Here is a 24,815-nt window from a genome sequence, read left to right as displayed (position 1 = left end):
CGGAAGTCTGAGTCGTCGCTTCGTCGACCGAGGGTCAGTCGTGCGAGTGCAGCGGCTTGCCCGCCAGGGCCAGGTGGGCCTCGCCGAGCGCCTCGCTCTGCGTCGGGTGGGCGTGGATGAGCTGCGCGACCTCGGCCGGCAGCGCCTCCCAGTTGTAGATCAGCTGGGCTTCGCCGACCTGCTCGCCCATGCGGTCGCCGACCATGTGGACGCCGACCACGGCACCGTCCTTCACCTGGACGAGCTTGATCTCGCCCGAGGTGCCCAGGATCTTGCTCTTGCCGTTGCCCGCGAGGTTGTACTTCAGAGCGACGACCTTGTCCGCGCCGTAGATCTCCTTGGCCTTGGCCTCGGTGATGCCCACGGAGGCGACCTCGGGGTGGCAGTACGTCACCCGCGGGACACCGTCGTAGTCGATCGGGACGGCCTTCAGACCGGCCAGCCGCTCCGCCACCAGGATGCCCTCGGCGAAGCCGACATGCGCGAGCTGGAGCGTCGGGACCAGGTCGCCCACGGCGGAGATGGTCGGGACGTTCGTCCGCATGTACTCGTCGACCAGGACGTAGCCGCGGTCCGTCGCGACGCCCTGCTCCTCGTAGCCCAGACCGGCGGAGACGGGCCCGCGGCCCACCGCGACCAGCAGGACCTCGGCCTCGAACTCCTTGCCGTCGGCCAGGGTGACCTTGACGCCGTCGGCGGTGTACTCGGCCTTCGAGAAGAAGGTGCCCAGGTTGAACTTGATGCCGCGCTTGCGGAACGCGCGCTCAAGAAGCTTGGAGGAGTTCTCGTCCTCGACCGGCACGAGGTGCTTCAGACCCTCGATGACCGTCACGTCGGAGCCGAAGGACTTCCACGCCGAGGCGAACTCGACGCCGATGACGCCGCCGCCCAGGATGATCGCGGACTTCGGCACGCGGTCCAGGACGAGGGCGTGGTCGGAGGAGATGATCCGGTTGCCGTCGATCTCCAGGCCCGGCAGCGACTTCGGCACGGAGCCGGTCGCCAGGAGCACGTGGCGGCCCTGGACACGCTGGCCGTTCACATCGACGGAGGTGGGGGAGGACAGGCGGCCCTCGCCCTCGATGTAGGTGACCTTGCGGGAGGCGACAAGCCCCTGCAGGCCCTTGTACAGGCCGGAGATCACGCCGTCCTTGTACTTGTGGACCCCGGCGATGTCGATGCCCTCGAAGGTGGCCTTGACGCCGAACTGCTCGCTCTCGCGGGCCTGGTCGGCGATCTCGCCCGCGTGCAGCAGGGCCTTGGTGGGGATGCAACCCCGGTGCAGGCAGGTGCCGCCGACCTTGTCCTTCTCGATCAGGGCGACGTCCAGGCCCAGCTGGGCCCCGCGCAGGGCCGCGGCGTAACCGCCACTACCACCGCCGAGGATCACTAGGTCGAAAACGGTGCTGGCGTCGTTCGCCACGTCACGTCCTCCATGCATGTGCGCCGTGCGCCGGTCGTCGCTGACCGCCGGCGGCTGGTGTCCGGCCGCTCTTTCTTCGGCCCTGTGGTGGGGGCCCTGTCCTGCCGAGCCCCATCTTTGCACTTGAAGGAGACGAACGAGACGCCGGGCCGGGGTGTGAGACACCCCACGCTCACTTGTGACGAGAGGGGAGTGGTCCCACCCAGGGGCGCGGGACTGTGTCGATCTGCGGCTCCGCCGCGCGGGCGCGACCGGTCACGTGATCAGGCACACAGTCCCGAGCCCAGGGAAACTACCCGAGATCGCCCGCCGCGGTCAGCTCGGCCAGCCGCACCAGCGTCCGCACAGCGGTACCGGTACCGCCCTTCGGCGTGTACCCGAAGGGACCCCCCTCGTTGAACGCGGGCCCGGCGATGTCCAGGTGCGCCCAGGTGATCCCCTCGCCCACGAACTCGCGCAGGAAGAGCCCGGCCACCAGCCCGCCGCCCATCCGCTCACCCATGTTCGCGATGTCGGCGACCGTGGAGTCCATGCCCTTGCGCAGGTGCTCCGGCAGCGGCATCGGCCACGCCGGCTCACCGACCTCCTCGGCGGCCTCGTGCAGCGCGGAGCGGAACGCGTCGTCGTTCGCCATGATCCCGAAGGTCCGGCTGCCCAGGGCCAGCATCATCGCGCCGGTCAGGGTCGCGACGTCGACGATCGCGTCCGGCTTCTCCTCGGAGGCCGCCCACAGCGCGTCCGCGAGGACGAGCCGGCCCTCGGCGTCGGTGTTGAGGACCTCGACGGTCTTGCCGCTGTACATGCGCAGCACGTCACCCGGGCGGGTGGCGGAGCCCGACGGCATGTTCTCGGCGAGCGCCAGCCAGCCGGTGACGTTCACCTCGAGCCCGAGCCGCGCGGCGGCGACGACCGCGGCGAAGACCGCCGCCGCCCCGCTCATGTCGCACTTCATCGTCTCGTTGTGCCCGGCCGGCTTCAGTGAGATGCCGCCCGAGTCGTAGGTGATGCCCTTGCCGACGAACGCGAGGTGCTTGGTCGCCTTGGCGGAGGTGTACGACAGCTTCACCAGGCGCGGGGTGGAGGCCGAGCCGGAGCCGACGCCCAGGATGCCGCCGTAGCCGCCCTTGGCGAGGGCCTTGTCGTCGAGCACCTGCACCTTGATGCCGTGTTCCTTGGCCGCCGTCTGGGCGAGCGCGGCGAACGCCTGCGGGTCGAGATCGTTCGGCGGCATGTTGATCAGGTCGCGGGCGCGGTTGAGCTCCTCGCCGACGGCGGCGGCACGCAGCAGCGCGGCCTTGTGGACGGCGTCGCGCGGCTTCCCGCCGAGCAGGGCGGCCTCGGCGAGCGGCGCCTTGGCGTTCTTGGCCTTGGCGCCGTTGCCGGGGCCGGTCTGCTTGTAGGCGTCGAAGGAGTACGCGCCGAGCACCACGCCCTCGGCGATAGCGCCGATCTCGTCGGCGTCGGTCACCGGCAGCGCGAACGCGGCCTTCTTGGAGCCGGTGAGGGTGCGGGCGGCCACGCCGGCGGCCCTGCGCAGCGCCTCCGCGTCGAAGCCGGCGTCCTTCTCGGGCTCGGCCCCGAGCCCCACCGCGAGCACGAGCGGTGCCTTGAAGCCGGCCGGGGCGGGCAGCTTCGTCACCTCGCCCTCGGCCCCGGAGGCACCGAGGGTTTCCAGGACAGCGGCGAGCCGGCCTTCATAGGCCTCGTCGACGGCTTCGGCGCCTGGGGCAACGATCGGGCCTTTCGTGCCCTTGGCGATACCGATCACGATCGCGTCGGCCCGCAGGCCGGGCGCCGCGGCGGTGCTGAGAGTGAGAGCAGTCACGGTGGTGAAATCTCGCTTCCGATGTGGAGTTGCTGTGGCCGGAGTGTGGGTCGACCGGGCCCGACAGCCGACCCTAGATCCGGGTCATGGGTGCGGTCGTATCCGGGGTCTGCCACACCGGCGCGGCGAACCGGCGTGGCGAATCCCGGAATGAGCGTACGCGTGCGTGTGCGTTCGCTCATGCACGCGAGCGTTCACCTGTCGGTGGCGTCGTAGCCACTTCTCGATCCTCGCACTCCATGAACTGGGTCACACCCACCGGGTTCCGGTGCGCGCGGACGGCGATCATCGTCGAGTATGTTGCCGCACATCCTGGAGTCCGCCCGGTGAGACGTCCGATCCTTCCGCTGTCCTTGCTCGCTCTGCTGCTCGCGGGCTGCGCCTCCGCGCCGGACGACACGCCGCCGGCGGAGAAGGTCTGGCAGCCGGCGCCCGGCGTCGACTGGCAGTGGCAGCTCAGCGGACGGCTGGACACCTCCGTCGACGTGCCGGTCTACGACATCGACGGCTTCGACCACACCGAGGACACGGTCGCCGAACTGCACGACGACGGCCGCAAGGTCATCTGCTACCTCTCCACCGGCGCCTGGGAGGACTGGCGCCCCGACGCGGAGAAGTTCCCCGAGTCGGTGATCGGCAAGGGCAACGGCTGGGAGGGCGAACGCTGGCTCGACATCCGCAGGACCGACGTCCTGGAACCGCTGATGGCGGCCCGCCTCGACATGTGCCGTGCCAAGGGCTTCGACGCGGTCGAGCCGGACAACATGGACGGCTACAAGAACACCACCGGCTTCCCCGTCAAGGCCGCCGACCAGCTCCGCTACAACCGTCTCGTCGCCGACCTCGCCCACGACCGGGGCATGTCCGTCGGCTTGAAGAACGACCTCGACCAGATCCCCGAACTCGTCGACGACTTCGACTTCGCCGTCAACGAACAGTGCGCCCAGTACGACGAGTGCGAGGAACTGACCCCCTTCGTCGAGGCGGGCAAGGCCGTCTTCCATGTCGAGTACGAACTCCCCACGAGCGACTTCTGCGCAGACTCCCGTCGGCTGAAGCTGAGTTCGCTGCTGAAGAAGTACGAGCTGGGGGCGTGGCGCGAGGCCTGCTAGCGCCCTGACCTCACAGGGCAATACACCTAACGCGCCAGGCAGAACACCACGAGCGCGGTGGTCGCCGCCGTCTCCGCCAGGCCGCCGAACACGTCCCCGGTGACCCCGCCGAAACGCCGCGTGCAGTGCCGCAGGAGGAGTTCGGCGACGGCGAGGGCGGCGAGGACGGCGAGCGCCGGCCGGACGGCGTCGTACGGCTCGAAGAGGGGCCCCGGATCGACGGGCCCGATGATGACGACGACGCCGCCTCCGTAAGGCCCGAACCACGCTCCCGCGACCGCCGCCGCCAGCATGACGGCGACGGCGGCGAGCACCGCACCCCGCACCGGGACGACCCCGGCGACCGCCGCCCCCAGCCCCTCCGGCCGCGCGGCCGGCACCCCGTCGCGTGCCGCCAGGGTCAGCGCGAGCCGGGCGGCCGCCGCCGAGACGACGGCGGCCACCGCCCCCAGGGCCCACGAGATGTCGTAGAGCTGCGTCAGCGCGGCCACCTGGGCGAGCAGCACGAGGACGAGCGTGAGCACGCCGAACGGGCCGATGTCCGACTGCTTCATGATCCGCAGCGCGTCCTCGGCGGGTTTGCCGCTGCCGAGACCGTCCGCCGTGTCGGCCAGCCCGTCGAGGTGCAGACCGCGGGTGAGGACGGCCGGTACGGCGGCGGAGGCGACGGCGGCGAGCAACGGGCTCGCGCCCAGACGGAGCAGCAGCAGCCCGAGCCCGGCCGCGCAGCCGCCGACGACCAGCCCGACCAGAGGGGCGGTCAGCATGCCCCCGCGCGCGGCCCGCCGGTCCCAGCGGGTCACCCTGACCGGGAGCGCGGTGAGGGTGCCGAAGGCGAAGCGGAGGCCGTCGAGAGGCGAGGTCATGGACACGGCCGCAGACTAGCCCGGACGCCGCACCCGCGAGGCAGCCCACCCCTCTCCCCGGGAGACTGGCGGCATGGGCCACTGGCTGCAGCGCAACATCGTCGAACCGGGCAAGCTCCCGCTGCTCCTCGCGCTGACCGCGCTCGTGCTCACCTTCCTGATCACCCGGGTCGTCACGCGTCTCATCCGGGCGGGCAAGGGCCCCTTCGGCAACATCAGTTCCGGCGGGGTGCACATCCACCACGTCGTGCCGGGGGTCGTCCTGACCGTCACGGGCGGCTTCGGCGCTGTGGCGAGCGCCCGGCACGGCTTCGGCTCGGCCGCCTTCGCGGTCGTCTTCGGCATCGGCACGGGCCTCGTCCTCGACGAGTTCGCGCTGATCCTGCACCTCGACGACGTGTACTGGACGGAGGAGGGCCGCAAGAGCGTCGAGGCCGTGGTGCTGACCGCGGCCCTGGCCGGACTGGTGCTGGTGGGCTACTGGCCGTTCGGCGTCAACGACATGAGCGACGCGGAGCTCCAGGACCGGGGGAGCGTCCTCGCGACCGTCGCGGTCAACTTCCTGTTCTCGCTGGCCGTGCTGACCAAGGGCAAGGTCAAGATGGCGGTCTTCAGCGTGTTCATCCCGTTCGTCAGCCTGATCGGTCTCGTCCGGCTGGCCCGCCCCGGCTCGCCGTGGGCGCGTCGGTTCTATCGGCGGCGTCCGCGGGCGCGGGCGAAGGCGGTGCTGCGGGCTTATCACCACGACCGGCGTTGGGATCGGCCCCGGAGAGTGGTGGGGGACTGGTTGGGCGGGAAGACGGATGCGGAGCTCGCACAGTCGGGTGAGGGGAAGTGAGGGCACCCTGGTGGGGAGGGGGGCCTAGTGGGGCGGGGTTCGGGTCGTAGGGCGGGTGCGCGGCCGTCGTGCCTGGTCGCGCCCCGCGGCAGAGCCGCGAACAGACGTAGCCCCGCGCCCCTTCGGGGGTGCTGTCCTGAGCCCCCTGACATGTTCCGCCACACCGCACAGCACCACCACCGACCCGATAGCCGCCAGGTGTTCCCTGCCTGCCAGGTTGTTCTTCAGCAGGACCTCCACGACCATGGCGACGATCACCGCCCCCGCCGTCACATACGCGCGACAGCGCCAGCCCAGGAACACCGCGAGGCCGACCACGGCCGCCGACGGGCCGGTGTCCACGATCCGGGCGTGGGCGGCCGGGAGGCCGAGCGGGCTGTCGGGGCCGAGGGCGATGCCCACGCGGGCGTACAGGGTGCCGGCGAGGGTCGCGGCGTAGGCGATGACGAGGGTGCGCCACCAGCCCAGGCAGAGCTCCGCGATGCCGAACACCAGCAGGATCTGCGCGAGGGCGCCCCAGACGGGCAGGTCCAGCGCGGGGACGAACAGCGAGAGCGGGGTGCGCAGGAGGGCGAGCCCCAGGGGGTCCTCGGCCCTCACCGCCCCGATGACCTGGACCGGCCGGTAGCCCCACGCCTGGTTCTGCACGATCTGCGTCACCGAGGTCAGGCACACCGCCCCCAGTGTCATGGGCGCCGCCCGCCACCGCCGTCGCACCAGGGGGTCACGTACGGCCTCGTACAGCGGCCCCCATTCGGCGCGGGCCCAGCGGGTGGTCCGGTTCATCGGTGGGTCTCCAGGTGCTTGCGGTGCAGCCACTTCGGCAGCCCCGGCGCCTCCAGGAACCCCTCCGCCCGTGCCGCCGCGATGCCGATGCGAGGCAGGTCCGCGCTCTTCTCGAAGAGCAGGAAGCGGGGTTCCCAGATGGGCCGGTACTTGGCGTTGGCGCGGTACAGCGACTCGATCTGCCACCAGCGCGAGAAGAAGCTGAGCAGCGACCGCCACAGCCTCAGCACCGGCCCGGCGCCGAGGCGCGCGCCCCTTTCGAAGACCGAGCGGAACACGGCGAAGTTGAGCGAAACCTGGGTGATCCGAATAGCCGGGGTGTATCGGCCTTCTCGGGTTTCCCGGGCGCGCCGGAGGAGTTCGATGACCATGAACTCCATCAGGCCGTTGTCGCCGTCGCGGTCCCGGCGCATCAGGTCGAGGGACAGCCCGTGCGGTCCCCACGGCACGAAGGAGAGCAGGGCCCGCAGCTCGCCGTGGGTGTCGGTGCACTCCAGCATCACGCAGCGCCCGTCCTCCGGGTCCCCGAGCCGCCCCAGCGCCATGCTGAACCCGCGCTCGGTGGCCCCGTCGCGCCAGTCGTCGGCCCGCCGCAGCAGGTACGCCATCTCGTCGGCCGGGATGTCCTCGTGCCGTCGTACCCGCACCGTGTACCCGGCCCGGCGGACACGGTTGTACGCCTGCCGGACGGTCCTCATCGCGCGCCCCTCGAGGGTGAACTCGGCGACCTCGACGATCGCCTCGTCCCCGAGTTCCAGCGCGTCCAGCCCGTGCCGGGCGTACACGGTCCCGGCCTCCTCGCTCGCGCCCATCACCGCGGGGATCCACCCGTGCGCCCGCGCCTCGGCGAGCCACGGCTCGATGGCCCCCGGCCACGCCTCCGGATCCCCGAGCGGATCCCCGGACGCCAGTGACACCCCGCCGAGGACGCGGTAGGTGACGGCCGCCTTGCCCGTCGGCGAGAAGCACACGCTCTTCTCGCGGCGCAGCGCGAAGTAGCCGAGCGAGTCCCGCTCACCGTGTCGGTCGAGGAGCTCTCGCAGCCGTTTCTCGTCGTCCTCGGTGAGCGGGTCGACGGCCCGCCGGGAGCGGAACGCGGCGTACAGGACGGCGAGGACGAGCACCGTGCTCAGCACGTTGACGGCGACGTCGACCCAGGTGGGCGGGGCGATCCCGGGGACGCGGTAGTCGTCGGCGGCGACGGAGACCAGCCGCAGCGCGCCGTAGCGCCAGCGTTCGAGGAAGGTGGAGGTGGCGGACGCCCGGTTGGTGACCGTCACCAGCAGGGCGGCCAGCAGCGAGGCGCCCAGCAGTCCGCCGACGCCGACGGCCGCGGCGAGCCTCGGATTGGACCGGTCGCCCTTCGCGTAGAACTCCCGTCGCCCGGCGAGCAGCGCGGCGACGAAGGCGGCGGTCAGCGCGAGCGAGACCCAGTTCTGCGGGTAGCGCCGGATCTCCGGGAACGCCATGGCCAGCGTGAACAGGCCCAGGAACGCCCCGCTCAGGCCGAGGTTCAGGATCCACGCGGCCCGTTTGCGCCGCCGCATGGTGACGGCCAGGAAGGCGGTGAAGACCCCGGACGCGAACCCGGCCGTCAGCAGGTACGGCGTGAAGAGGTTCTCCTGGTTGTGCCGCCGCACGTCCTGCCCCAGGGAAACCCACACCGCACTGAGGAAGTTGACGAACGCGACGGCCCGCAGGTACCAGACGGCGAAGGCGGCGGCGCCCCGGGTGTTGCCCATGAGCGGTGATCATATGGGTGCACTTCCGGGAAACCGCTCTTTTGGCGCCGCCTGTCCCTTTTCCTCCCCGTCCTACTCCGTCGCCGGATCCTCCTCGGCGCCCTCGGCCTTCTCGTCGGACGCCTCGGGCTTCTCCGGAAGTTCCGCGGCCAGGGCCGCCGCGGCCTGCACCAATGGCAGCGCGAGCAGGGCCCCGGCGCCCTCTCCGACCTTCACGCCCTGGTCAAGCAGTGGTTCCAGAGCCATCCGATCGAGTGCCTTCGCCTGCCCCGGTTCACCGCTCTTGTGTGCGGCCAGCCACCAGTCCGGCGCCCGGAACGCGATCCGCTGCCCGACGAGCGCGCAGGCGGCCGCCACGACGCCGTCCAGGACGACCGGCAACTTCCGTACCGCGCACTGGAGCAGAAAGCCCGTCATGGCGGCGAGGTCGGCCCCGCCCACGGTCGCCAGCAGTTGCAACTGCTCCCCGAGCACCGGCCGGGCCCGGCGCAACGCGTCCCGGATGGCGGCGCACTTGCGCATCCACGCCAGGTCGTCGATCGCCTCGCCGCCCCGCCCGGTCACCACGGACGCGTCCGTCCCGCACAGTGCGGCGACCAGCACGCCCGCCGCCGTCGTCCCGCCGACGCTGATGTCACCGAGCACGACCAGATCCGTACCGGAGTCGGCCTCCTCGTCGGCGACGGCCACGCCCGCCAGGAAGGCGGCCTCGGCCTCCTCGACCGTCAGCGCGTCCTCGATGTCGATCCGGCCGCTGCCGCGCCGCACCCGGTGCCGCACGACGTCCTCGGGGAACGTGTCCGGGGCGCAGTCCAGGGCCATGTCCACGACCCGCACGGGCACGCCGAGGCGGCGAGCCAGCACGGAAACCGGACGGCCGCCCTCCAGGACCTCCCGCACCAACTCCGCGGCGCTGCCCGCGGGTCGGGCGGAGACGCCGAGCTCGGCGATGCCGTGGTCGCCGGCGAACAGCACCACCCGGGGCCGCTCGACCGGTCGCACCGGCGCCGAGCCCTGCGCCGCCGCCAGCCACTCACCCAGGTCGTCCAGGCGCCCCAGCGATCCGGGCGGCACGATCTGACGTTCCCGGCGCGCCTCCGCGTCGCGGCGCACCCCGCCGTCGGGGCGCTCGATCAGATCGGTGAAGTCGTCGAGATTAAGCGAGCTCATTCGCCGAACAGTACCGGCACCGATCGAACAGTTCCGCGCCCCATCGTCACCACGCCCGCGTGACGTCATTGCACCCAAGATCGGGATCCCATACGTTCCGTTTTGCTGCAGATTGTCGTTCACTCGTCGTTCGCCCTCGATGCCATCCCCCGGAGCCGCTCATGCCCCCCAGGCCCGTCCACGAGCCGCGCCGCGACGACTGCCCCTGGTGCGGCTCCAAGCGCCTGCGCACCCGGCTGCGCGCACCGGACCTCCGCCACCGCAGGCCCGGAACGTTCGTGGTCGACGAGTGCCGGGACTGCGCCCACGCCTTCCAGAACCCGCGCCTGACCACCGAGGGACTCCGGCTGTACGACGTCGACGGGGACCAACGGGCCGGCCGCGGGCAGTTGAGGGCGACGGCCCGGGCGATGCTGCCCTTCCCCGAGCCGGAGAGCTGGCTGGACGTCGGGACGGGGGACGCGCCCTTCCCGGCGGCGGCGAAGGAACTGTTCGCCTACACGGCGTTCGACGGAGTGGACCCCACCCCGAGAGTCGAGCGGGCGAGAGCCGCGGGCCGCCTCGACGAGGCCCACATGGGCCACCTGACGGCCCCGGAGGTCCTGTCCCGCCTGAGGGGCCGCTACGACGTGGTCAGCATGCTCCACCACCTGGAACACACCCGGGACCCGAGGCGGGAACTCGCGGCGGCGCTGACCGCCCTGCGTCCGGGCGGCCACCTCCTCCTGGAACTCCCGGACCCCTCCAGCGCGTCCGCCGCCGTCCTGGGCAAGTGGTGGCACTCCCACGACCAGCCCCGCCACCTCCACCTGATTCCCCTGGCCAACCTCCGCGCGGAACTGGAAGCCCAGGGCTGCGAGATCGTCGTGACGGACCGCGAGTCCCCCCACACCCCCCACGACCTGGCGACGGCCGTCTCGCTCTGCCTGAACCGGACCCGCCTGCGCCGCACGGCCGGGCCCCTGACCGCCCTGGCCGCCGCACTCGACCTCCTCCTGGCCCCGGCCCTGCGCCGCACCCGCTTCTCCAACGCCTACCGGATCATCGCGCGCAAGGGCTGAGCCACCGGAACCGGCCGCTCAGCCCCGCAACCGGCCGCTCAGCCCCGGAGCACCAGCGCCTGCCCCGCCACCACCAGCACGACCTGCTCGCACTCGGCCGCGACCGCCGCGTTGAGCCGCCCCAGCTCGTCCCGGTACCGCCGCCCCGACGCCGTGGCCGGCACGATCCCCGAGCCGACCTCGTTGGACACCAGGACGACGGTCCGCCGCGCCGAGCGCACGGCCTCGGCCAACTCCACCACCCGCGCGCGCAGCGCCTTCTCGCCGCCGTCCGCCCACACCGCGTCGTCCCACGCCCCGACGGAGTCCATGGCGTCCGTCAGCCACAACGACAGACAGTCGATCAGCAGCGGCGCCCCGTCCGCCGCCAGCAGCGGCACGAGGTCGCAGGTCTCCGCCGTCCGCCACGACCCCGGCCGCCGCTCCCGGTGCGCCGCGACCCGGGACGCCCACTCGGTGTCGCCGCCCCGCGTCCCCCCGGTGGCGACGTACAGCACGTCCGGGAAGGACTCCAGCCGCCGCTCGGCCTCCACCGACTTCCCCGACCGGGCCCCGCCCAGCACCAGCGTCCGCCTCGGCACGTCCGGCACGTCCTCGTACACCCCCACCGTCAGCGTCGACCCGTCCGGCACCGCCCGCGCCCCCGCCGCCGCGAGCCGCCGCCGGAGCTCCGCGCCCGGCGGCACGTCGTGGTCCAGATGGACGGCGAGCACGTCGGTCGTCGGCCCCACCGCGCCCACCGCCCGCAGCTTCGCCAGCGCGTCCGGCCGCCCCACGAGATCCGCGAGGACCATGTCGTACCGCTCGGCGGGCCCCGACCCCTCCTCCAGGCCGGCCGGCGCACCGCCGGGCGGCAGATACAGCAGCCGTTGCCCGTCCGGCCCGGTGACCGCGTACCCGGTGCCCGGCGCGTCCATCGCCACCGCCCGCACCCGATGCCCCGTCAGCAGCGCCGACTCCCGCCCGTCCGGCACCCGGCCGGGCTGCGGCAGCCCGGCCGGCACCTCCACCGGTGGACCGTCGTGCGGGTGCGTCAGCAGAACCTGACCCACCCCGCCCAGCGAATGACCCACGCGCGCGGCGGCGAACGCGGCGCCCGGCGTCAGATCGAGCAGCAGCGTCCCGTCCACGAGCAACGCGGTCGCCGCACGCGCGTGCGCGCCGAGCGAGGTCGCGCACACGGCGCAGGAACAGTCGGGGCGGGGCAGGCCCGCGGGGGCACCGGTACCGAGCAGAGTGACTTCCACGGAGCTGATTTTCGCGTGTCTGACCTGGTCTTGCGCATCCGGCTAGGCTGCTCGGCAGGAGCCGGACCAAGATCCGGCTTCTGCTCTGCACGTGGTCACATCTGGGAGGCGTACATGGCGGCATGGACGTGGCGGTTCGAGAAGGCCGACGGGACGGAGGTCCAACCCGCGGTGCAGCCCGAGGAGTTCACCACGCAGGGGGACGCCGAGTCCTGGATCGGGGAAGTGTGGAAGGACCTCCTCGAAGGCGGCGCGGACCAGGTGCGGCTGTTCGAGGACTCCACCGAGATCTACGGCCCGATGAGCCTGCGCGCGAACGAGGCGTAGCCGCACGGCGGGGTGGCCGGACCACGGTCACCCCGTATGCCCGCCCCCCGTGTGCCCGTCACCCCGTCTGCCGTTCACTCGAACGAGCGGAGCGCGAGCGCTCAGCCGCGCACCCCGCACAGGTGCAGCAGTGCCGCGACCTGCCGGTAGGGGTCGGTCCGCCCGGCCCGCTCCTCGGCGGACAACAGGGTCTCGACGTCGCCGGGGATCTCCGCCCCGTCCGCCGCCGTGTCCGTGAAGACCCGCACGCCGTACCAGGCCTGCAACGGAGCGCCGATCCCGGCGAGTGTGGCGGTCAGCGTCGTCAGCCGGTCCGCCCGTACGTCCAGTCCCAGCCGGTTGCGGTAGGCCTCGGTGTCGAAGGCGCCCAGCGCGCCCGCCCAGTCGCCGGACAGCCCCGGCCGCATGGCCAGCGCGTCCGCGTTCCTGACCAGCAGCGACAGCAGTCCGCCCGGGGCCAGCATCCGCGCGAGCCCCGCGAGCAGCGGGTCCGGCTCCGCGACGTACATCAGTACGCCGTGGCACAGCACCACGTCGAAGCTGCCGGGCAGGAAGTGCACGCCGGTGTCGCGGCCGTCGCCCTCGATGATCCGCATCCGCTCCCGGATGCCCTCGGGCTCGCCGGACAGCGCCTCACGGGCGGCGGCGACCATCGTCGCGTCCTGTTCGAGCCCGGTCACCTGATGCCCGAGCCGGGCCAGCCGCAGCGCCTGCGTGCCCTGGCCCATCCCGACGTCGAGGACCCGCAGCCGCTGCCCGACCGGGTAGCGCCCCGCTATCTGCTCGTCGAGCTGCCGGGCCACCAGCTCCTGACGTACGACGTCACGCAGCCCGCCCAGCCTGCTCAGCCAGGCCTGGGCCGCTCCCCCGGAGAAAGCCGCAGTGCTCAGAGCCGCGCTCCACGCTTGATCTGCGGCTTGGGCAGCCGGAGTCGGCGCATCTGGAGCGAGCGCATCAGCGCGTAGGCCACCGCGCCCCGCCGGTTCTGCTGGGGGAAGCGCTCGGCCAGTCGCTTGCGCAACCGGAAGCCGGTGAGGAACGAGTCCAGCACGATCAGCACGATCACGACCAGCCACAGCAGCAGCGCGATGGTCTGCAGCGAGCCCACCCGCACCATGCTCAGCACGAGGATGATCACGGCCATCGGCAGGAAGAACTCCGCCACGTTGAACCGGGAGTCGATGAAGTCGCGGGCGAACTTGCGCACCGGACCCTTGTCACGGACCGGCAGGTAACGCTCGTCGCCGCCGGCCAGCGCCTGGCGCTGCCGGTCCAGCTGGGCACGGCGCTCCTCGCGCTGACGCTTGGCGGCGTCCTTGCGCGAGGTCGACGTGTTGGCGACGCTGCGGCGCTGGGACTGGGCCTCATTGCGCTTCGGCGTGGGCCTGCCCTTGGGGGCCTGCGGGTCACGGGGCTGCTTGGAGTCGGTCACCACCGCGTCGGCGGGGGCCTTCTCTTCCTTGGCACGGCTACGGAACACAAAACCCAAGGGTAAGCGCTCCGGGGCATGGACCCCAGCCCGGAGGGGAACGATCCGGCAACACCAGTCGTCTGTAGAGGGGACAGACCGGGCAGGAGTGCGGAAGAAGGGACACAGGGTGATCGGTCACTCACCCTGAAGGTCACCTACTCCCTACGCCGGAGCAAGGGCTTGGTCAGTCGTCCTTGGGGATGAGCGCATCCGTCCCCGAACAGTGCGTCAATGGATGTAGGGCCCGTACTGTGGGTTCTGTCGCAGACCTGTGAGCTGTAGTCCGTCAGAAGGGGGCGCGCGAAGCCCATGAGCGGTGTCATGAAGCGTATGGGGATGATCTTCCGCGCGAAGGCGAACAAGGCCCTTGACCGGGCCGAGGACCCGCGCGAGACCCTCGACTACTCGTACCAGAAACAGCTGGAGCTCCTCCAGAAGGTGCGCCGCGGTGTCGCCGACGTGGCCACCTCGCGCAAGCGTCTGGAACTCCAGCTGAACCAGTTGCAGTCGCAGTCGACCAAGCTGGAGGACCAGGGCCGCAAGGCGCTCGCGCTCGGCCGTGAGGACCTCGCCCGCGAGGCGCTCTCCCGCCGCGCCGCCCTCCAGCAGCAGGTCACCGACCTGGAGACGCAGCACTCCACGCTCCAGGGCGAGGAGGAGAAACTCACCCTCGCGGCCCAGCGACTTCAGGCCAAGGTGGACGCCTTCCGTACGAAGAAGGAGACCATCAAGGCCACCTACACCGCCGCCCAGGCCCAGACCCGCATCGGCGAGGCCTTCTCCGGCATCTCCGAGGAGATGGGCGACGTCGGCCTGGCCATCCAGCGCGCCGAGGACAAGACCGCCCAGCTCCAGGCCCGGGCCGGCGCCCTCGACGAGCTCATGGCCTCCGGCGCCCTGGACGACCCGACGGGCATCGCGAAGGACGACCTCCAGGCCGAGCTGGACCGCCTCTCCGGTGGTACGGATGTAGAGCTGGAACTGCAGCGCATGAAGGCCGAGCTCGCCGGAGGTCCCTCCTCCGGGCAGCAGGCCATCGAAGGCGGAACGGGCCAGCCGCAGTCCCAGCAGCAGCCGCAGGACACCCCGCGCTTCGACAAGCAGTAGCCCGGCGCCGGGGCCCGGAGCCGAGGAGGGCGACATGATCGTACGGATCATGGGGGAGGGCCAGTGGACGCTGGCCGACTCCCACTTCGTCGAACTGAACAAGCTGGACGACGAGCTGCTGGCCGAGATGGAGAGCGGCGACGAGGACGGCTTCCACCGCGTCCTCGGCGCCCTGCTGGACGCCGTACGCCGCCTCGGCGACCCGCTGCCGGACGACGCCCTGGAACCCTCGGAACTCATCCTCCCGGCCCCGGAGGCGAGCCTGGAGGAGGTCCGGGAGATGCTGAGCGACAACGGCCTGATCCCGGGGTGATGCCCTGACGGCAAGGAAGGCGACGGTAACTGAAAAGTGACCCCCCTTGCCCGGGCCCAGCGCCAGCTGCACGCCCACCCCCTCGCCCTGGACGCGGCCCTCGCCGCGGCCGTGCTGCTCTGCATGCTGGCCGGCTCCTTCGTCGACCCGCACCGGGGGCACGGCGTCAGCTGGAGCATCCACGCCCCGGCCCCGCTCAGCCTGCTCCTGATGACCCTCGGAGCCGTCGCCCTCGTCTTCCGCCGAAGCGCCCCCATGAAGGTCCTGGCCGTCACCGGCACGGTCTCCTTCGTCGAGTGCGTCACCGGCGACCCCCGCGCCCCCGTCGCCATGTCCGCCGTCATCGCCCTGTTCACCGTCGCCGCCACCACCGACCGTGCCACCACCCTGCGGGCCGGCCTGCTCACCATGACGGTCCTCACCGCCGCCGCCATGCTCGCCGGGCCGCTGCCCTGGTACGCGCAGGAGAACCTCGGGATCCTCGCCTGGACCGGCATCGGCGCCACCGCCGGGGACGCGGTCCGCAGCCGCCGGGCCGTCGTCCAGGCCATCCGGGACCGCGCCGAGCGCGCGGAACGCACCCGCGAGGAGGAGGCCCGCCGCCGGGTCGCCGAGGAGCGCCTGCGCATCGCACGCGACCTGCACGACGTCGTCGCCCACCACATCGCCCTGGTCAACGTCCAGGCCGGGGTCGCCGCGCACGTCATGGACAAGCGGCCCGACCAGGCCAAGGAGGCCCTCGCGCACGTCCGCGACGCCAGCCGCTCCGCGCTCAACGAACTGCGGGCCACGGTCGGCCTGCTGCGCCAGTCCGGCGACCCCGAGGCCCCCACCGAACCCGCCCCCGGCCTGGAGCGCCTCGACGAGCTCGCCGGCACCTTCCGCAGCGCAGGGCTCCAGGTCGAGGTGGCCCGCACCGATCACGGGACCACGCTCCCGGCCGCCGTCGGCCTGGCCGCCTACCGCGTCATCCAGGAGGCCCTCACCAACGTGCAGAAGCACGCGGGAGGGGAGGCGAAGGCCGAGGTCAGCGTCGTGCGCGTGGGGCCGAACATCGAGGTCACCGTCCTCGACAACGGGCGCCCCGCGGGCGAGGAGCCCCCGGAGGCGGGCGGCGGTCACGGCCTGCTCGGCATGCGGGAACGTGTCACCGCCCTGCGCGGCACCCTCACCACGGGTCCCCGCTACGGAGGCGGCTTCCGCGTCCATGCGATCCTGCCGATCAAGACCCGCACGGCCACCACGGGGGAGAGCGCATGACCATCCGCGTCCTGCTCGCGGACGACCAGGCGCTGCTGCGCAGCGCGTTCCGCGTGCTCGTCGACTCCGAGCCCGACATGGAGGTGGTCGGCGAGGCGCCCGACGGCGCGGAGGCGGTCCGGCTGGCGAAGGAGCAGCGCGCCGACGTCGTCCTGATGGACATCCGCATGCCCGGCACGGACGGTCTCGCAGCGACCCGTCTGATCAGCGCCGATCCCTCCCTCGCGCACGTTCGGGTGGTCATCCTGACGACGTTCGAGGTGGACGACTACGTGGTGCAGTCGCTGCGGGCCGGAGCCTCCGGCTTCCTCGGCAAGGGCAGCGAGCCCGAGGAGCTGCTGAGCGCGATCCGGGTCGCCGCGGGCGGGGAGGCGCTGCTCTCACCGACCGCCACCAAGGGCCTGATCGCCCGCTTCCTCGCGCAGGGCGGCACGGCGGACGACGAGCACGACCCCGCCCGCGCCGCCCGGCTGGGGGCGCTCACCGTGCGCGAGCGCGAGGTCCTCGTGCAGGTCGCCGGCGGTCATTCCAACGACGAGATCGCCGAGCGCCTGGAGGTCAGCCCGCTGACGGTGAAGACGCACGTCAACCGGGCCATGGCCAAGCTGGGCGCGCGCGACCGGGCCCAGCTCGTGGTGATCGCGTACGAGTCGGGACTGGTGCGCCCGAGGGCGGAGTGAGGGCGGCTTCATCGCCCTGTGACGGGTGGTGGCGTCCTTTCGCCCGGTCTCTCCCCCTGTGGGCTTTCCATATGCTGGGCGCCTGAACGCTCTGCGCGAGAGGAGGATCGGAGCGGTGTCGCTGCACAAGGACGACCCGAAGACGCTCGGCGGATACCGGATCGTCGACCGGCTCGGGGCCGGAGGCATGGGCGTCGTCTACCGCGGCCGGTCCCGCTCGGGGCGTGAGGTCGCCGTCAAGGTGGTGCACGCCCAGTATGCCGAGGACGCGGTCTTCCGCGCCCGCTTCCGGCAGGAGATCGAGGCCGTCCGCAAGGTGAGTGGCGCCTTCACCGCCCCGGTCGTGGACGCCGACCCGGAGGCCGTCCGGCCCTGGATGGCCACGCAGTACGTGCCGGGCCCCGTGCTCTCCGCCCGCATTCGCGAGCACGGCCCGCTGCGCGGCACGGAACTGCGCCGGCTCGCCCTCGGCCTGGTGGAGGCGCTGCGGGAGATCCACCGGGCCGGGGTCGTCCACCGCGACCTCAAGCCCGGGAACGTCCTGATGGCCCACGACGGGCCCCGCGTCATCGACTTCGGGATCTCCCGGGCGGCGGAGAACCAGACGCTCACCGAGACCGGCAAGATGATCGGCACCCCGCCGTTCATGTCGCCGGAGCAGTTCACCGACGCCCGCTCGGTCGGCCCCGCCTCGGACGTGTTCTCCCTCGGGTCGCTGCTGGTGTTCGCCGTCACCGGTCGTGGCCCCTTCGACGCGGACAGCCCGTATCTGACGGCGTGGCGGGTGCTGCACGAGGAGCCGGCGGTGCACGCGGTCGCCGAGCCGCTGCGCTCGGTCCTCATCCGCTGCCTGGCCAAGGAGCCCGCCGACCGTCCCGAACCCGACGCGCTGGCCGAGGAGTTCGCCGAGGTGCTGCCCGAGCTCGCGGCGGGAGACACGGAGACGGTGACCCTGCGTCTGCCGCCCGCGCCCACGGCGGCAGAGGAACCCGGCCCGGCCCTCGCCGCGCCCCTCCCGGGCCGCCGCTCCCGGCTGCGCCGGTGGCCGGTCCTGGCCGCGACGGCGGGCGTCCTGACCGTGGCGCTCATGGGCTACCTGCTGTTCGACCTCGACCCCTTGAGGGGGACCGAGGAGTCGGACAGCACCGGCAGCGGGTCCGCCAGCCGGGCCCCCCTGCCCGACGGCTGGAAGCCCTGGCGGACCTCGGTGTACGGCACCGCCGCCGCCGGGGTGACGAAGCCGCTGGGCGGCGGAGCCCCCGACGGCGCCTCCCTGTCCTGCGCGATGGGCCAGGGCGCCCTGTACTGCGGCGGCGACGGCACACTCCCGGTCCGTGTCGACGGGGCGAGCGGCCGGCTCGCGTGGCGGGCGGAATCCCTGCCGCCGGGCCTGCCACAGGCGAGATACAACAGCAGGGTCATCGGGGTGCACGACGGTGTGCTGCTGGTGTCGGAGATCGTGATGAACAAGGCGGGCAACGACCAGAGCGCCACCGCCGTCGCCCTCGACTCCGCCACCGGCAAGCTGCTCTGGTCGCGCACGTTGAGTCGGACGAGCGCCGTCGACCCCGCGATCGTCGGCGGTCTGCTGCTGACCTCGGACGGCTACCGCGTGACCGCCCGTGAACTGCGCGGCGGCACCGCGCGCTGGACGGCCACCGTGCCTGCCGAGTCCACCTACGGTTGTGAGTTCCACGACGTCGACAGCGCTCTGTACGCCGGCTGCACCGACGCGGGCACGCCGTCGCGCACCGTGTTCTACGCCGTGGATCCCGCCGACGGCTCGAGCCGGAAGGTGAGCGTGCCGGACGGCGACGTCGAATACGTCGGTGCCGTCGACGGCGATCTGGCCTTCGTGGTGCAGGTCCCGCGGGACCAGCGGGGCTTCGACGAGTCGACGTACGGCGAGGTCCTGCTGATCGACCCGGACACCGGCGCCGTGCGGAAGAAGACACTGCCGGGCGGCCCGCGCGGGCAGGCGGCGCTGGTGGGCGGAGTGCTCTGCTTCGCCAACTCCAGGGGACAGCTGATTGCCCACTCGCCCGAGACGGGCAAGCGGCTGTGGCAGACCTCCACGACCCTTCAGCAGCCCGGTATGCCCGTGGGCGACGGACAGGGGCAGGCCGTGTTCGCGGCCAGCGCCTCCGGACGGGTCGCCGCCGTCGACGTCGAGACGGGAAGCCTGCTGTGGGAGTCCACCGCGAGGGCCGAGCAGGTCGTCGAGTTCGGCTATTCCGCGGCGCGCGTGTTCCTCGACGAGGGTGCCCTGGTGGTGCTCAGCCCCGACGGGACGGTCTTCACGCTGGACCCGAACCACCCCGACCAGGAGCCGCTGTCGGGGTGATCGGGGTCCACGGAGGTCCCGCTACGGCAGCGCCAGCATCCGCTCCAGCGCCAGCTTCGCGAACGTCTCGGTCTCCTGGTCGACCTCGATGCGGTTGACCAGCTTGCCCTCGGCCAGCGACTCCAGGGTCCAGACCAGGTGGGGGAGGTCGATCCGGTTCATGGTCGAGCAGAAGCAGACCGTCTTGTCGAGGAAGACGATCTCCTTGCCCTCCGGCGCGAAACGGTTCGCCAGGCGGCGCACCAGGTTCAGCTCGGTCCCGATGGCCCACTTCGAGCCGGCCGGGGCCGCCTCCAGCGCCTTGATGATGTACTCGGTCGAGCCGACGTAGTCAGCCGCCGCCACGACCTCGTGCCGGCACTCGGGGTGCACGAGCACGTTCACGCCGGGGATCCGGGCGCGCACATCCTCCACCGACTCCAGGCTGAAGCGGCCGTGCACCGAGCAGTGGCCCCGCCACAGGATCATCTTGGCGTCGCGCAGCTGTTCGGCGGTCAGCCCGCCGTTCGGCTTGTGCGGGTTGTACAGGACGCAGTCCTCAAGGGACATGCCCATGTCGCGCACGGCGGTGTTGCGGCCGAGGTGCTGGTCGGGAAGGAACAGCACCTTTGTTGTCGAGGGCTCCCCCTGCTCGAAGGCCCACTCAAGGGCCCGCTGGGCGTTGGAGGAGGTGCAGATCGTGCCGCCGTGCTTCCCCGTGAACGCCTTGATGTCGGCGGACGAGTTCATGTACGAGACGGGCACGACCTGCTCGGCTATGCCGGCCTCGGTCAGCACGTCCCAGCACTCGGCGACCTGCTCGGCCGTCGCCATGTCGGCCATCGAGCAGCCGGCGGCGAGGTCGGGCAGGACCACCTTCTGGTCGTCCGACGTGAGGATGTCGGCGGACTCGGCCATGAAGTGCACACCGCAGAAGACGATGTACTCGGCCTCCGGGCGGGCGGCCGCGTCCCGGGCCAGCTTGAAGGAGTCGCCCGTGACATCGGCGAACTGGATGACCTCGTCGCGCTGGTAGTGGTGGCCGAGCACGAAGACCTTGTCCCCGAGCTTCTCCTTGGCCGCGCGGGCCCGCTCCACCAGGTCCGGGTCGGACGGGGAGGGCAGGTCGCCGGGGCACTCGACACCCCGTTCGCTCCTCGGGTCGGCCTCGCGGCCGAGCAGCAACAGGGCGAGCGGAGACGGCTGTACGTCGAGCTCCGTGGTCTGGGCGGTGGTCACGGCACGCACCCTTTCTACTTTTCGTCGAACTGACGTTATCTATCATAGCCTTCTTCATGTCACTTTGACGACGGTCATTGCGTCGATGTGACATGAATCCCGGTGAGGCGTTTTCCGCCCGCGACCGTGTGTGCGAGCATGAGAAGGGAACGAAAAAGACAAGAGCCCGGCCCGGAATGAATCCGCGGCCCCGTCGGTTGCAACCGTCGGCAAGCAGTCTCCGTACAACCCGGGAGAGATGTAGATGTCCGTATCGGACGAGACCAGCACCGTCACCGACGGCATCATCCTGTCCGACGCCGCCGCGGCGAAGGTCAAGGCCCTGCTCGACCAGGAAGGCCGTGACGACCTGGCCCTGCGCGTCGCCGTGCAGCCCGGTGGCTGCTCCGGCCTGCGCTACCAGCTCTTCTTCGACGAGCGTTCCCTCGACGGTGACGTCGTCAAGGACTTCGATGGCGTCAAGGTCGTCACCGACCGCATGAGCGCCCCGTACCTGGGCGGCGCGTCCATCGACTTCGTCGACACCATCGAGAAGCAGGGCTTCACGATCGACAACCCGAACGCGACGGGCTCCTGCGCCTGCGGCGACTCCTTCAGCTGAACCTGAACGACACGAAGGCGGCGGCCCCTCCGAGGGGGGCCGCCGCCTTCGTGTTCGCTGCGGTAACCGTTACTGGACCTGCGGCAGCCGCGCCCCCGGCTTCTCCAGGGGGATCGCCCCGCCGTCCGTGCCGACCACCTTCCGGCTGCCCAGCGGCTCGTCCAGCTGCACGGTCTTGTGGAACTCCTTGGCGATCATGATGCAGATCTTGTCCGGCCAGGGCGTCTCGGTCACGGTGACCTTCACCTCGTCCCCGCTCTCGGCCGCCGTCGCCTTGTAGTCGGCGCACACCCCGCCGCTGAAGCTCACGGTCAGCTCCTTGCCCTCGGCGGTGTAGCCGTCCGGGTGAACGTCACGCGTCCTCGAGGTGCCGGTCGGGGTCGGGGAGGGCGTCGGCGTCGTGGCGGACTTCAGATACGCCGGCTCGACGGCCGGCTGCGTCACCGTGTAGCCGTCCGCGGCCCCCGCGGCCTTCACGTCGAACAGCCAGGACGGCACGAGCACCTGCCGTCCGCCCGAGGTGTGCGGGGCGAGCCCCAGCACGGCGTCCTCGACCGTCACCGTCTCCTGCTGCGGCGCCACCGTGGACGCACCGCACGGACTCTCCAGCCGGTCCTTCAGCGGCACCGGGCTGGCGCAGCCGCCGATGCCCATCCGGTGATCGCTCCCCGGCGCCGCGTTCAGCGCGTCCAGCGCCTCCTGAGCGCTCAGCAGGGGGTACGTGTCACCCTTCACCGGCGCTTCCAGCTGCCCGTTCGCGCCGACGACCTCGCCCTGCGCGTTGACGCTGATCCCGGTCGTCCAGCCGTACGTGGGCAGACCGCCGATCACCGGGTCGGCGTTCACCACCCGCTGGGCGCCCATGATCTGGCTCGCGTCCACCTTGGCGTCGTCCTGGCCCACCGCCTTCAGGACGGGCGCCGCCGCCTTCTTCGCGACCGCCTCGCTCACCGGGTCACCGGCCGGAGCCGCGGGATCCCGGGTGCACTTGACGGTGCCGCCCGTGCAGTCGTCGGTGCCGGGCGCGTAGCGGGTGAACGTCCAGATTCCCGGCGCCTGCCGGTTCACCCGCAGCACCGGCCCCGAACCGTCGGCGGCGCCGACCTTCCAGGCCTCCCCGTCGGCCACCGGCGTCCCGTCGGCCCCCAGCGCCTTCGCCAGCCGGGCCACCTCGTCCTTCGTGACCGCGCCCTTCGCCCAGTACACGGGCGCGGAGTCGGGACCTTCGGGGAGCGTGCCGTCGGCCTTGTACGTCACCCCGTAGGGGTTCGGCTCACCGGGTGCGATGCCGTTCGTACCGCCGTCGGAGGTACCCGTACCCCCGGAGTAGTCGTCCAGGAGGAGCGCCGCCAGGGTGCCGCCCCCGGAGGGCGACCCGGAGCCGGACCCTCCGCCCGAGCTGCTGACGGCACTGGAGGTGAGGTACGCCCCACCGCCTCCCACCAACAGAACGGCGGCGGCGACGGAGGCGATGAGAACGGGGGACCGCCGCCGGGAGCCGCCGGGCTCGTCCGCGTCCGGGACGGGAGCGACGGACGGCTCGTCCGCGTCCGTGGCGGGAGCGACGGACGGCTCGTGAGCGTCCGTGGCGGGAGCGACGGACGGCTCGTGAGCGTCCGTGGCGGGAGTGGCGGGAGGCTCGTCCGCGTCCGTGGCGGGGCTGACGGGAGGCTCGTGAGCGTCCGTGGCGGGAGGCTCGTCCGCGTCCGTGGCGGGAGCGACGGACGGCTCGTGAGCATCCACGGCGGGGCTGACGGACGGCTCGTGAGCGTCCGTGGCGGGAGTGACGGGAGGTTCGTCCGAGGCCGGGGCGGAATCCGCGGCGGGTTCGTCCGCGCCGGAGGCCGTGGCGGCTGCCGGCTCCGCGACGGCCTCGGAGAGGCCTGCCTCCTCGGCCTTCGCCTCTTCGGGGCCCGTCTTCTCCGGCTCGCGCGCGGCGTCGTCGTTCTCGGGTCGCTCGGTGTTCACCGCATCGCTCCTTCGGCTGCCCTGCTGTCGTACCTCACATCCCCTTTACGGGGGACGGCGATGGGACGCGGCGGGGGAGCGCACGGTTCCCTTCCGAGCGCCCTACCGAGGAAAGCCGAGAGAAACCGAGGGAAAACCCCCTAGTTTCCGTAGTCGAGCATGGTGTCCAGCAGTCGTGCCGACTTCGCCGGGACGGTCACGCCGTGGATGAGTGACGGGGAGACCGGACGGGAAGTGATCTTCTCCGGGGCGGCCCAGTGCGGAGCCATCCGGGCGCAGTCACCGCGCAGCGACGCCAGATCGCCGTCGAGGTCGGCCGGAACGGGGGCGTGGACCTTGAGGTTCGTCATACGCGAACCGTACGCACGCTTGAGCCTGCGAAGAAAGATCTACTATCGGGTAGTTTCGGCTGCTTCAGTGGCGCGGGTGGACCGGGTAGCGTGAACTGTCAATCCCCCTCCCCACAGGAGAGTCCACGCCGTGCGCATCGCAGTCACCGGCTCCATCGCGACCGACCACCTCATGACGTTCCCCGGCCGCTTCGCCGACCAGCTCGTCGCGGACCAGCTGCACACCGTCTCGCTGTCCTTCCTGGTCGACAACCTGGACGTACGCCGGGGCGGAGTGGGCGCGAACATCGCCTTCGGCATGGGCCAGCTGGGGACCCGCCCCGTCCTGGTCGGCGCCGCGGGCGCGGACTTCGACGAGTACCGGGCCTGGCTGGACCGGCACGGCGTCGACACCGGCTCGGTCCGCATCTCCGAGACCCTGCACACCGCCCGCTTCGTGTGCACCACCGACGCCGACCACAACCAGATCGGCTCCTTCTACACGGGCGCGATGAGCGAGGCCCGCCTGATCGAGCTGAAGACCGTCGCCGACCGCGTGGGCGGCCTCGACCTGGTGCTGATCGGCGCCGACGACCCCGAGGCGATGCTCCGGCACACCGAGGAGTGCCGCTCCCGCTCGATCCCCTTCGCCGCAGACTTCTCCCAGCAGATCGCCCGCATGAACGGCGACGAGATCCGGATACTGATGGAGGGCGCCACGTACCTGTTCTCCAACGAGTACGAGAAGGGCCTCATCGAGTCCAAGACCGGCTGGAGCGACGCCGAGATCCTCTCCAAGGTCGGCCACCGCGTCACCACCCTCGGCTCGCGCGGCGTCCGCGTCGAGTGCGACGGCGAGGACCCGATCGAGGTCGGCTGCCCGCAGGAGGAGGCCAAGGTCGAGCCGACGGGCGTCGGCGACGCCCTCCGCGCCGGCTTCCTCTCCGGCCTCGCCTGGGGCGTCTCCCACGAGCGCGCCGCGCAGATCGGCTGCATGCTCGCCACCCTCGTCATCGAGACGGTCGGCACCCAGGAGTACCAGCTGCGCCGCGCCCACTTCATGGACCGCTTCACCAAGGCGTACGGCGACGAGGCCGCGGCCGAGGTCCGCACGCACCTGGCGTGAC

The 24,815-nt window shown here is 71.8% G+C and carries 22 protein-coding genes and 1 pseudogene; 11 read left to right on the top strand and 12 right to left on the bottom strand.

All coding sequences use genetic code 11. The features are described 5' to 3' along the window. Positions 1 to 34: 34 nt before the first annotated feature. Both lpdA and OG289_RS15105 read right to left on the bottom strand, forming a co-directional pair. Positions 35 to 1,423, bottom strand: coding sequence for a dihydrolipoyl dehydrogenase (lpdA, locus tag OG289_RS15110; protein ID WP_327314526.1), 1,389 nt, complete (start codon positions 1,421 to 1,423; stop codon positions 35 to 37). Between the two features lie 292 nt (positions 1,424 to 1,715). Continuing rightward, complete coding sequence (locus OG289_RS15105) at positions 1,716 to 3,248, bottom strand: leucyl aminopeptidase (protein WP_327314525.1); 1,533 nt, start codon at positions 3,246 to 3,248, stop codon at positions 1,716 to 1,718. A gap of 326 nt (positions 3,249 to 3,574) precedes the next feature. Between OG289_RS15105 and OG289_RS15100 the strand changes: the two genes are divergently transcribed. Further along, on the top strand, positions 3,575 to 4,360 hold the full coding sequence (locus tag OG289_RS15100; protein WP_327314524.1) for an endo alpha-1,4 polygalactosaminidase: 786 nt from the start codon (positions 3,575 to 3,577) through the stop codon (positions 4,358 to 4,360). Between the two features lie 26 nt (positions 4,361 to 4,386). Here OG289_RS15100 and OG289_RS15095 read toward each other — a convergent pair whose 3' ends face one another. Further along, positions 4,387 to 5,226, bottom strand: a complete 840-nt coding sequence (locus OG289_RS15095; protein ID WP_327320680.1) for an adenosylcobinamide-GDP ribazoletransferase — start codon at positions 5,224 to 5,226, stop codon at positions 4,387 to 4,389. Positions 5,227 to 5,299: 73 nt separating this feature from the next. On the opposite strand from OG289_RS15095, the gene OG289_RS15090 reads away from it, so the two are divergent. Then, the gene (locus OG289_RS15090; RefSeq protein WP_327314523.1) at positions 5,300 to 6,064 is read left to right on the top strand and encodes a hypothetical protein; all 765 of its coding nucleotides are present in this window, start codon (positions 5,300 to 5,302) and stop codon (positions 6,062 to 6,064) included. Positions 6,065 to 6,088: 24 nt separating this feature from the next. Here the strand turns inward: OG289_RS15090 and OG289_RS15085 are convergent, their stop codons facing one another. The 3 genes from OG289_RS15085 to cobT form a co-directional block, all read right to left on the bottom strand. Continuing rightward, positions 6,089 to 6,850 carry a hypothetical protein gene (locus OG289_RS15085; protein WP_327314522.1) on the bottom strand — a complete coding sequence of 254 codons (762 nt, stop codon included), beginning with the start codon at positions 6,848 to 6,850 and terminating at the stop codon, positions 6,089 to 6,091. Then, positions 6,847 to 8,592 (bottom strand): phosphatidylglycerol lysyltransferase domain-containing protein, encoded by a 1,746-nt coding sequence (locus OG289_RS15080; RefSeq protein ID WP_327314521.1) that lies wholly within the window; start codon positions 8,590 to 8,592, stop codon positions 6,847 to 6,849. The genes OG289_RS15085 and OG289_RS15080 overlap by 4 nt, the downstream gene beginning before the upstream one ends. Before the next feature lie 72 nt (positions 8,593 to 8,664). Further along, positions 8,665 to 9,762, bottom strand: a complete 1,098-nt coding sequence (cobT, locus tag OG289_RS15075; protein WP_327314520.1) for a nicotinate-nucleotide--dimethylbenzimidazole phosphoribosyltransferase — start codon at positions 9,760 to 9,762, stop codon at positions 8,665 to 8,667. 161 nt (positions 9,763 to 9,923) lie between these two features. On the opposite strand from cobT, the gene OG289_RS15070 reads away from it, so the two are divergent. Then, entirely contained in the window at positions 9,924 to 10,823 is a 900-nt protein-coding gene (locus OG289_RS15070) for a class I SAM-dependent methyltransferase (protein ID WP_327314519.1), read from the top strand. 38 nt (positions 10,824 to 10,861) lie between these two features. Here the strand turns inward: OG289_RS15070 and OG289_RS15065 are convergent, their stop codons facing one another. Next, positions 10,862 to 12,070, bottom strand: coding sequence for a bifunctional adenosylcobinamide kinase/adenosylcobinamide-phosphate guanylyltransferase (locus OG289_RS15065; RefSeq protein ID WP_327314518.1), 1,209 nt, complete (start codon positions 12,068 to 12,070; stop codon positions 10,862 to 10,864). A gap of 114 nt (positions 12,071 to 12,184) precedes the next feature. Between OG289_RS15065 and OG289_RS15060 the strand changes: the two genes are divergently transcribed. Continuing rightward, entirely contained in the window at positions 12,185 to 12,397 is a 213-nt protein-coding gene (locus OG289_RS15060) for a hypothetical protein (RefSeq protein WP_079662828.1), read from the top strand. Positions 12,398 to 12,498: 101 nt separating this feature from the next. Here OG289_RS15060 and OG289_RS15055 read toward each other — a convergent pair whose 3' ends face one another. Continuing rightward, positions 12,499 to 13,200, bottom strand: a complete 702-nt coding sequence (locus OG289_RS15055) for a class I SAM-dependent methyltransferase (RefSeq protein ID WP_327314517.1) — start codon at positions 13,198 to 13,200, stop codon at positions 12,499 to 12,501. Positions 13,201 to 13,283: 83 nt separating this feature from the next. Further along, positions 13,284 to 13,906, bottom strand: a pseudogene (locus OG289_RS15050) (DUF3043 domain-containing protein). A gap of 271 nt (positions 13,907 to 14,177) precedes the next feature. Between OG289_RS15050 and OG289_RS15045 the strand changes: the two are divergent. The 5 genes from OG289_RS15045 to OG289_RS15025 all read left to right on the top strand — a co-directional run bounded on the left by OG289_RS15045 (position 14,178) and on the right by OG289_RS15025 (position 19,572). Further along, entirely contained in the window at positions 14,178 to 14,975 is a 798-nt protein-coding gene (locus OG289_RS15045; protein ID WP_327314515.1) for a PspA/IM30 family protein, read from the top strand. Between the two features lie 34 nt (positions 14,976 to 15,009). Then, complete coding sequence (gene pspAA, locus OG289_RS15040; protein ID WP_327314514.1) at positions 15,010 to 15,288, top strand: PspA-associated protein PspAA; 279 nt, start codon at positions 15,010 to 15,012, stop codon at positions 15,286 to 15,288. 36 nt (positions 15,289 to 15,324) lie between these two features. Continuing rightward, positions 15,325 to 16,548, top strand: coding sequence for a sensor histidine kinase (locus tag OG289_RS15035; RefSeq protein WP_327314513.1), 1,224 nt, complete (start codon positions 15,325 to 15,327; stop codon positions 16,546 to 16,548). After that, entirely contained in the window at positions 16,545 to 17,228 is a 684-nt protein-coding gene (locus tag OG289_RS15030) for a response regulator transcription factor (protein WP_327314512.1), read from the top strand. The genes OG289_RS15035 and OG289_RS15030 overlap by 4 nt, the downstream gene beginning before the upstream one ends. A gap of 115 nt (positions 17,229 to 17,343) precedes the next feature. Continuing rightward, complete coding sequence (locus OG289_RS15025; RefSeq protein ID WP_327314511.1) at positions 17,344 to 19,572, top strand: serine/threonine-protein kinase; 2,229 nt, start codon at positions 17,344 to 17,346, stop codon at positions 19,570 to 19,572. A gap of 21 nt (positions 19,573 to 19,593) precedes the next feature. On the opposite strand, the gene nadA is transcribed toward OG289_RS15025, so the two are convergent. After that, a complete protein-coding gene (gene nadA, locus OG289_RS15020) occupies positions 19,594 to 20,790 on the bottom strand; it encodes a quinolinate synthase NadA (RefSeq protein WP_327314510.1) in 1,197 nt (398 codons plus the stop codon). Positions 20,791 to 21,034: 244 nt separating this feature from the next. On the opposite strand from nadA, the gene OG289_RS15015 reads away from it, so the two are divergent. Then, positions 21,035 to 21,391, top strand: a complete 357-nt coding sequence (locus OG289_RS15015; RefSeq protein WP_030794551.1) for a HesB/IscA family protein — start codon at positions 21,035 to 21,037, stop codon at positions 21,389 to 21,391. A gap of 69 nt (positions 21,392 to 21,460) precedes the next feature. Here the strand turns inward: OG289_RS15015 and OG289_RS15010 are convergent, their stop codons facing one another. Both OG289_RS15010 and OG289_RS15005 read right to left on the bottom strand, forming a co-directional pair. Next, positions 21,461 to 23,359, bottom strand: coding sequence for a hypothetical protein (locus tag OG289_RS15010; protein ID WP_327314509.1), 1,899 nt, complete (start codon positions 23,357 to 23,359; stop codon positions 21,461 to 21,463). A gap of 140 nt (positions 23,360 to 23,499) precedes the next feature. Then, positions 23,500 to 23,709: a hypothetical protein gene (locus tag OG289_RS15005; protein WP_327314508.1), complete on the bottom strand. Its 210-nt coding sequence runs from the start codon at positions 23,707 to 23,709 to the stop codon at positions 23,500 to 23,502. Positions 23,710 to 23,839: 130 nt separating this feature from the next. Between OG289_RS15005 and OG289_RS15000 the strand changes: the two genes are divergently transcribed. Next, the gene (locus OG289_RS15000; RefSeq protein WP_327314507.1) at positions 23,840 to 24,814 is read left to right on the top strand and encodes a carbohydrate kinase family protein; all 975 of its coding nucleotides are present in this window, start codon (positions 23,840 to 23,842) and stop codon (positions 24,812 to 24,814) included. Position 24,815: the final 1 nt, after the last annotated feature.

It is taken from the genome of Streptomyces sp. NBC_01235, from assembly GCF_035989285.1.
Taxonomy (GTDB): Bacteria; Actinomycetota; Actinomycetes; order Streptomycetales; family Streptomycetaceae; genus Streptomyces.
This window is presented reverse-complemented; position numbering and strand designations above follow the sequence as displayed.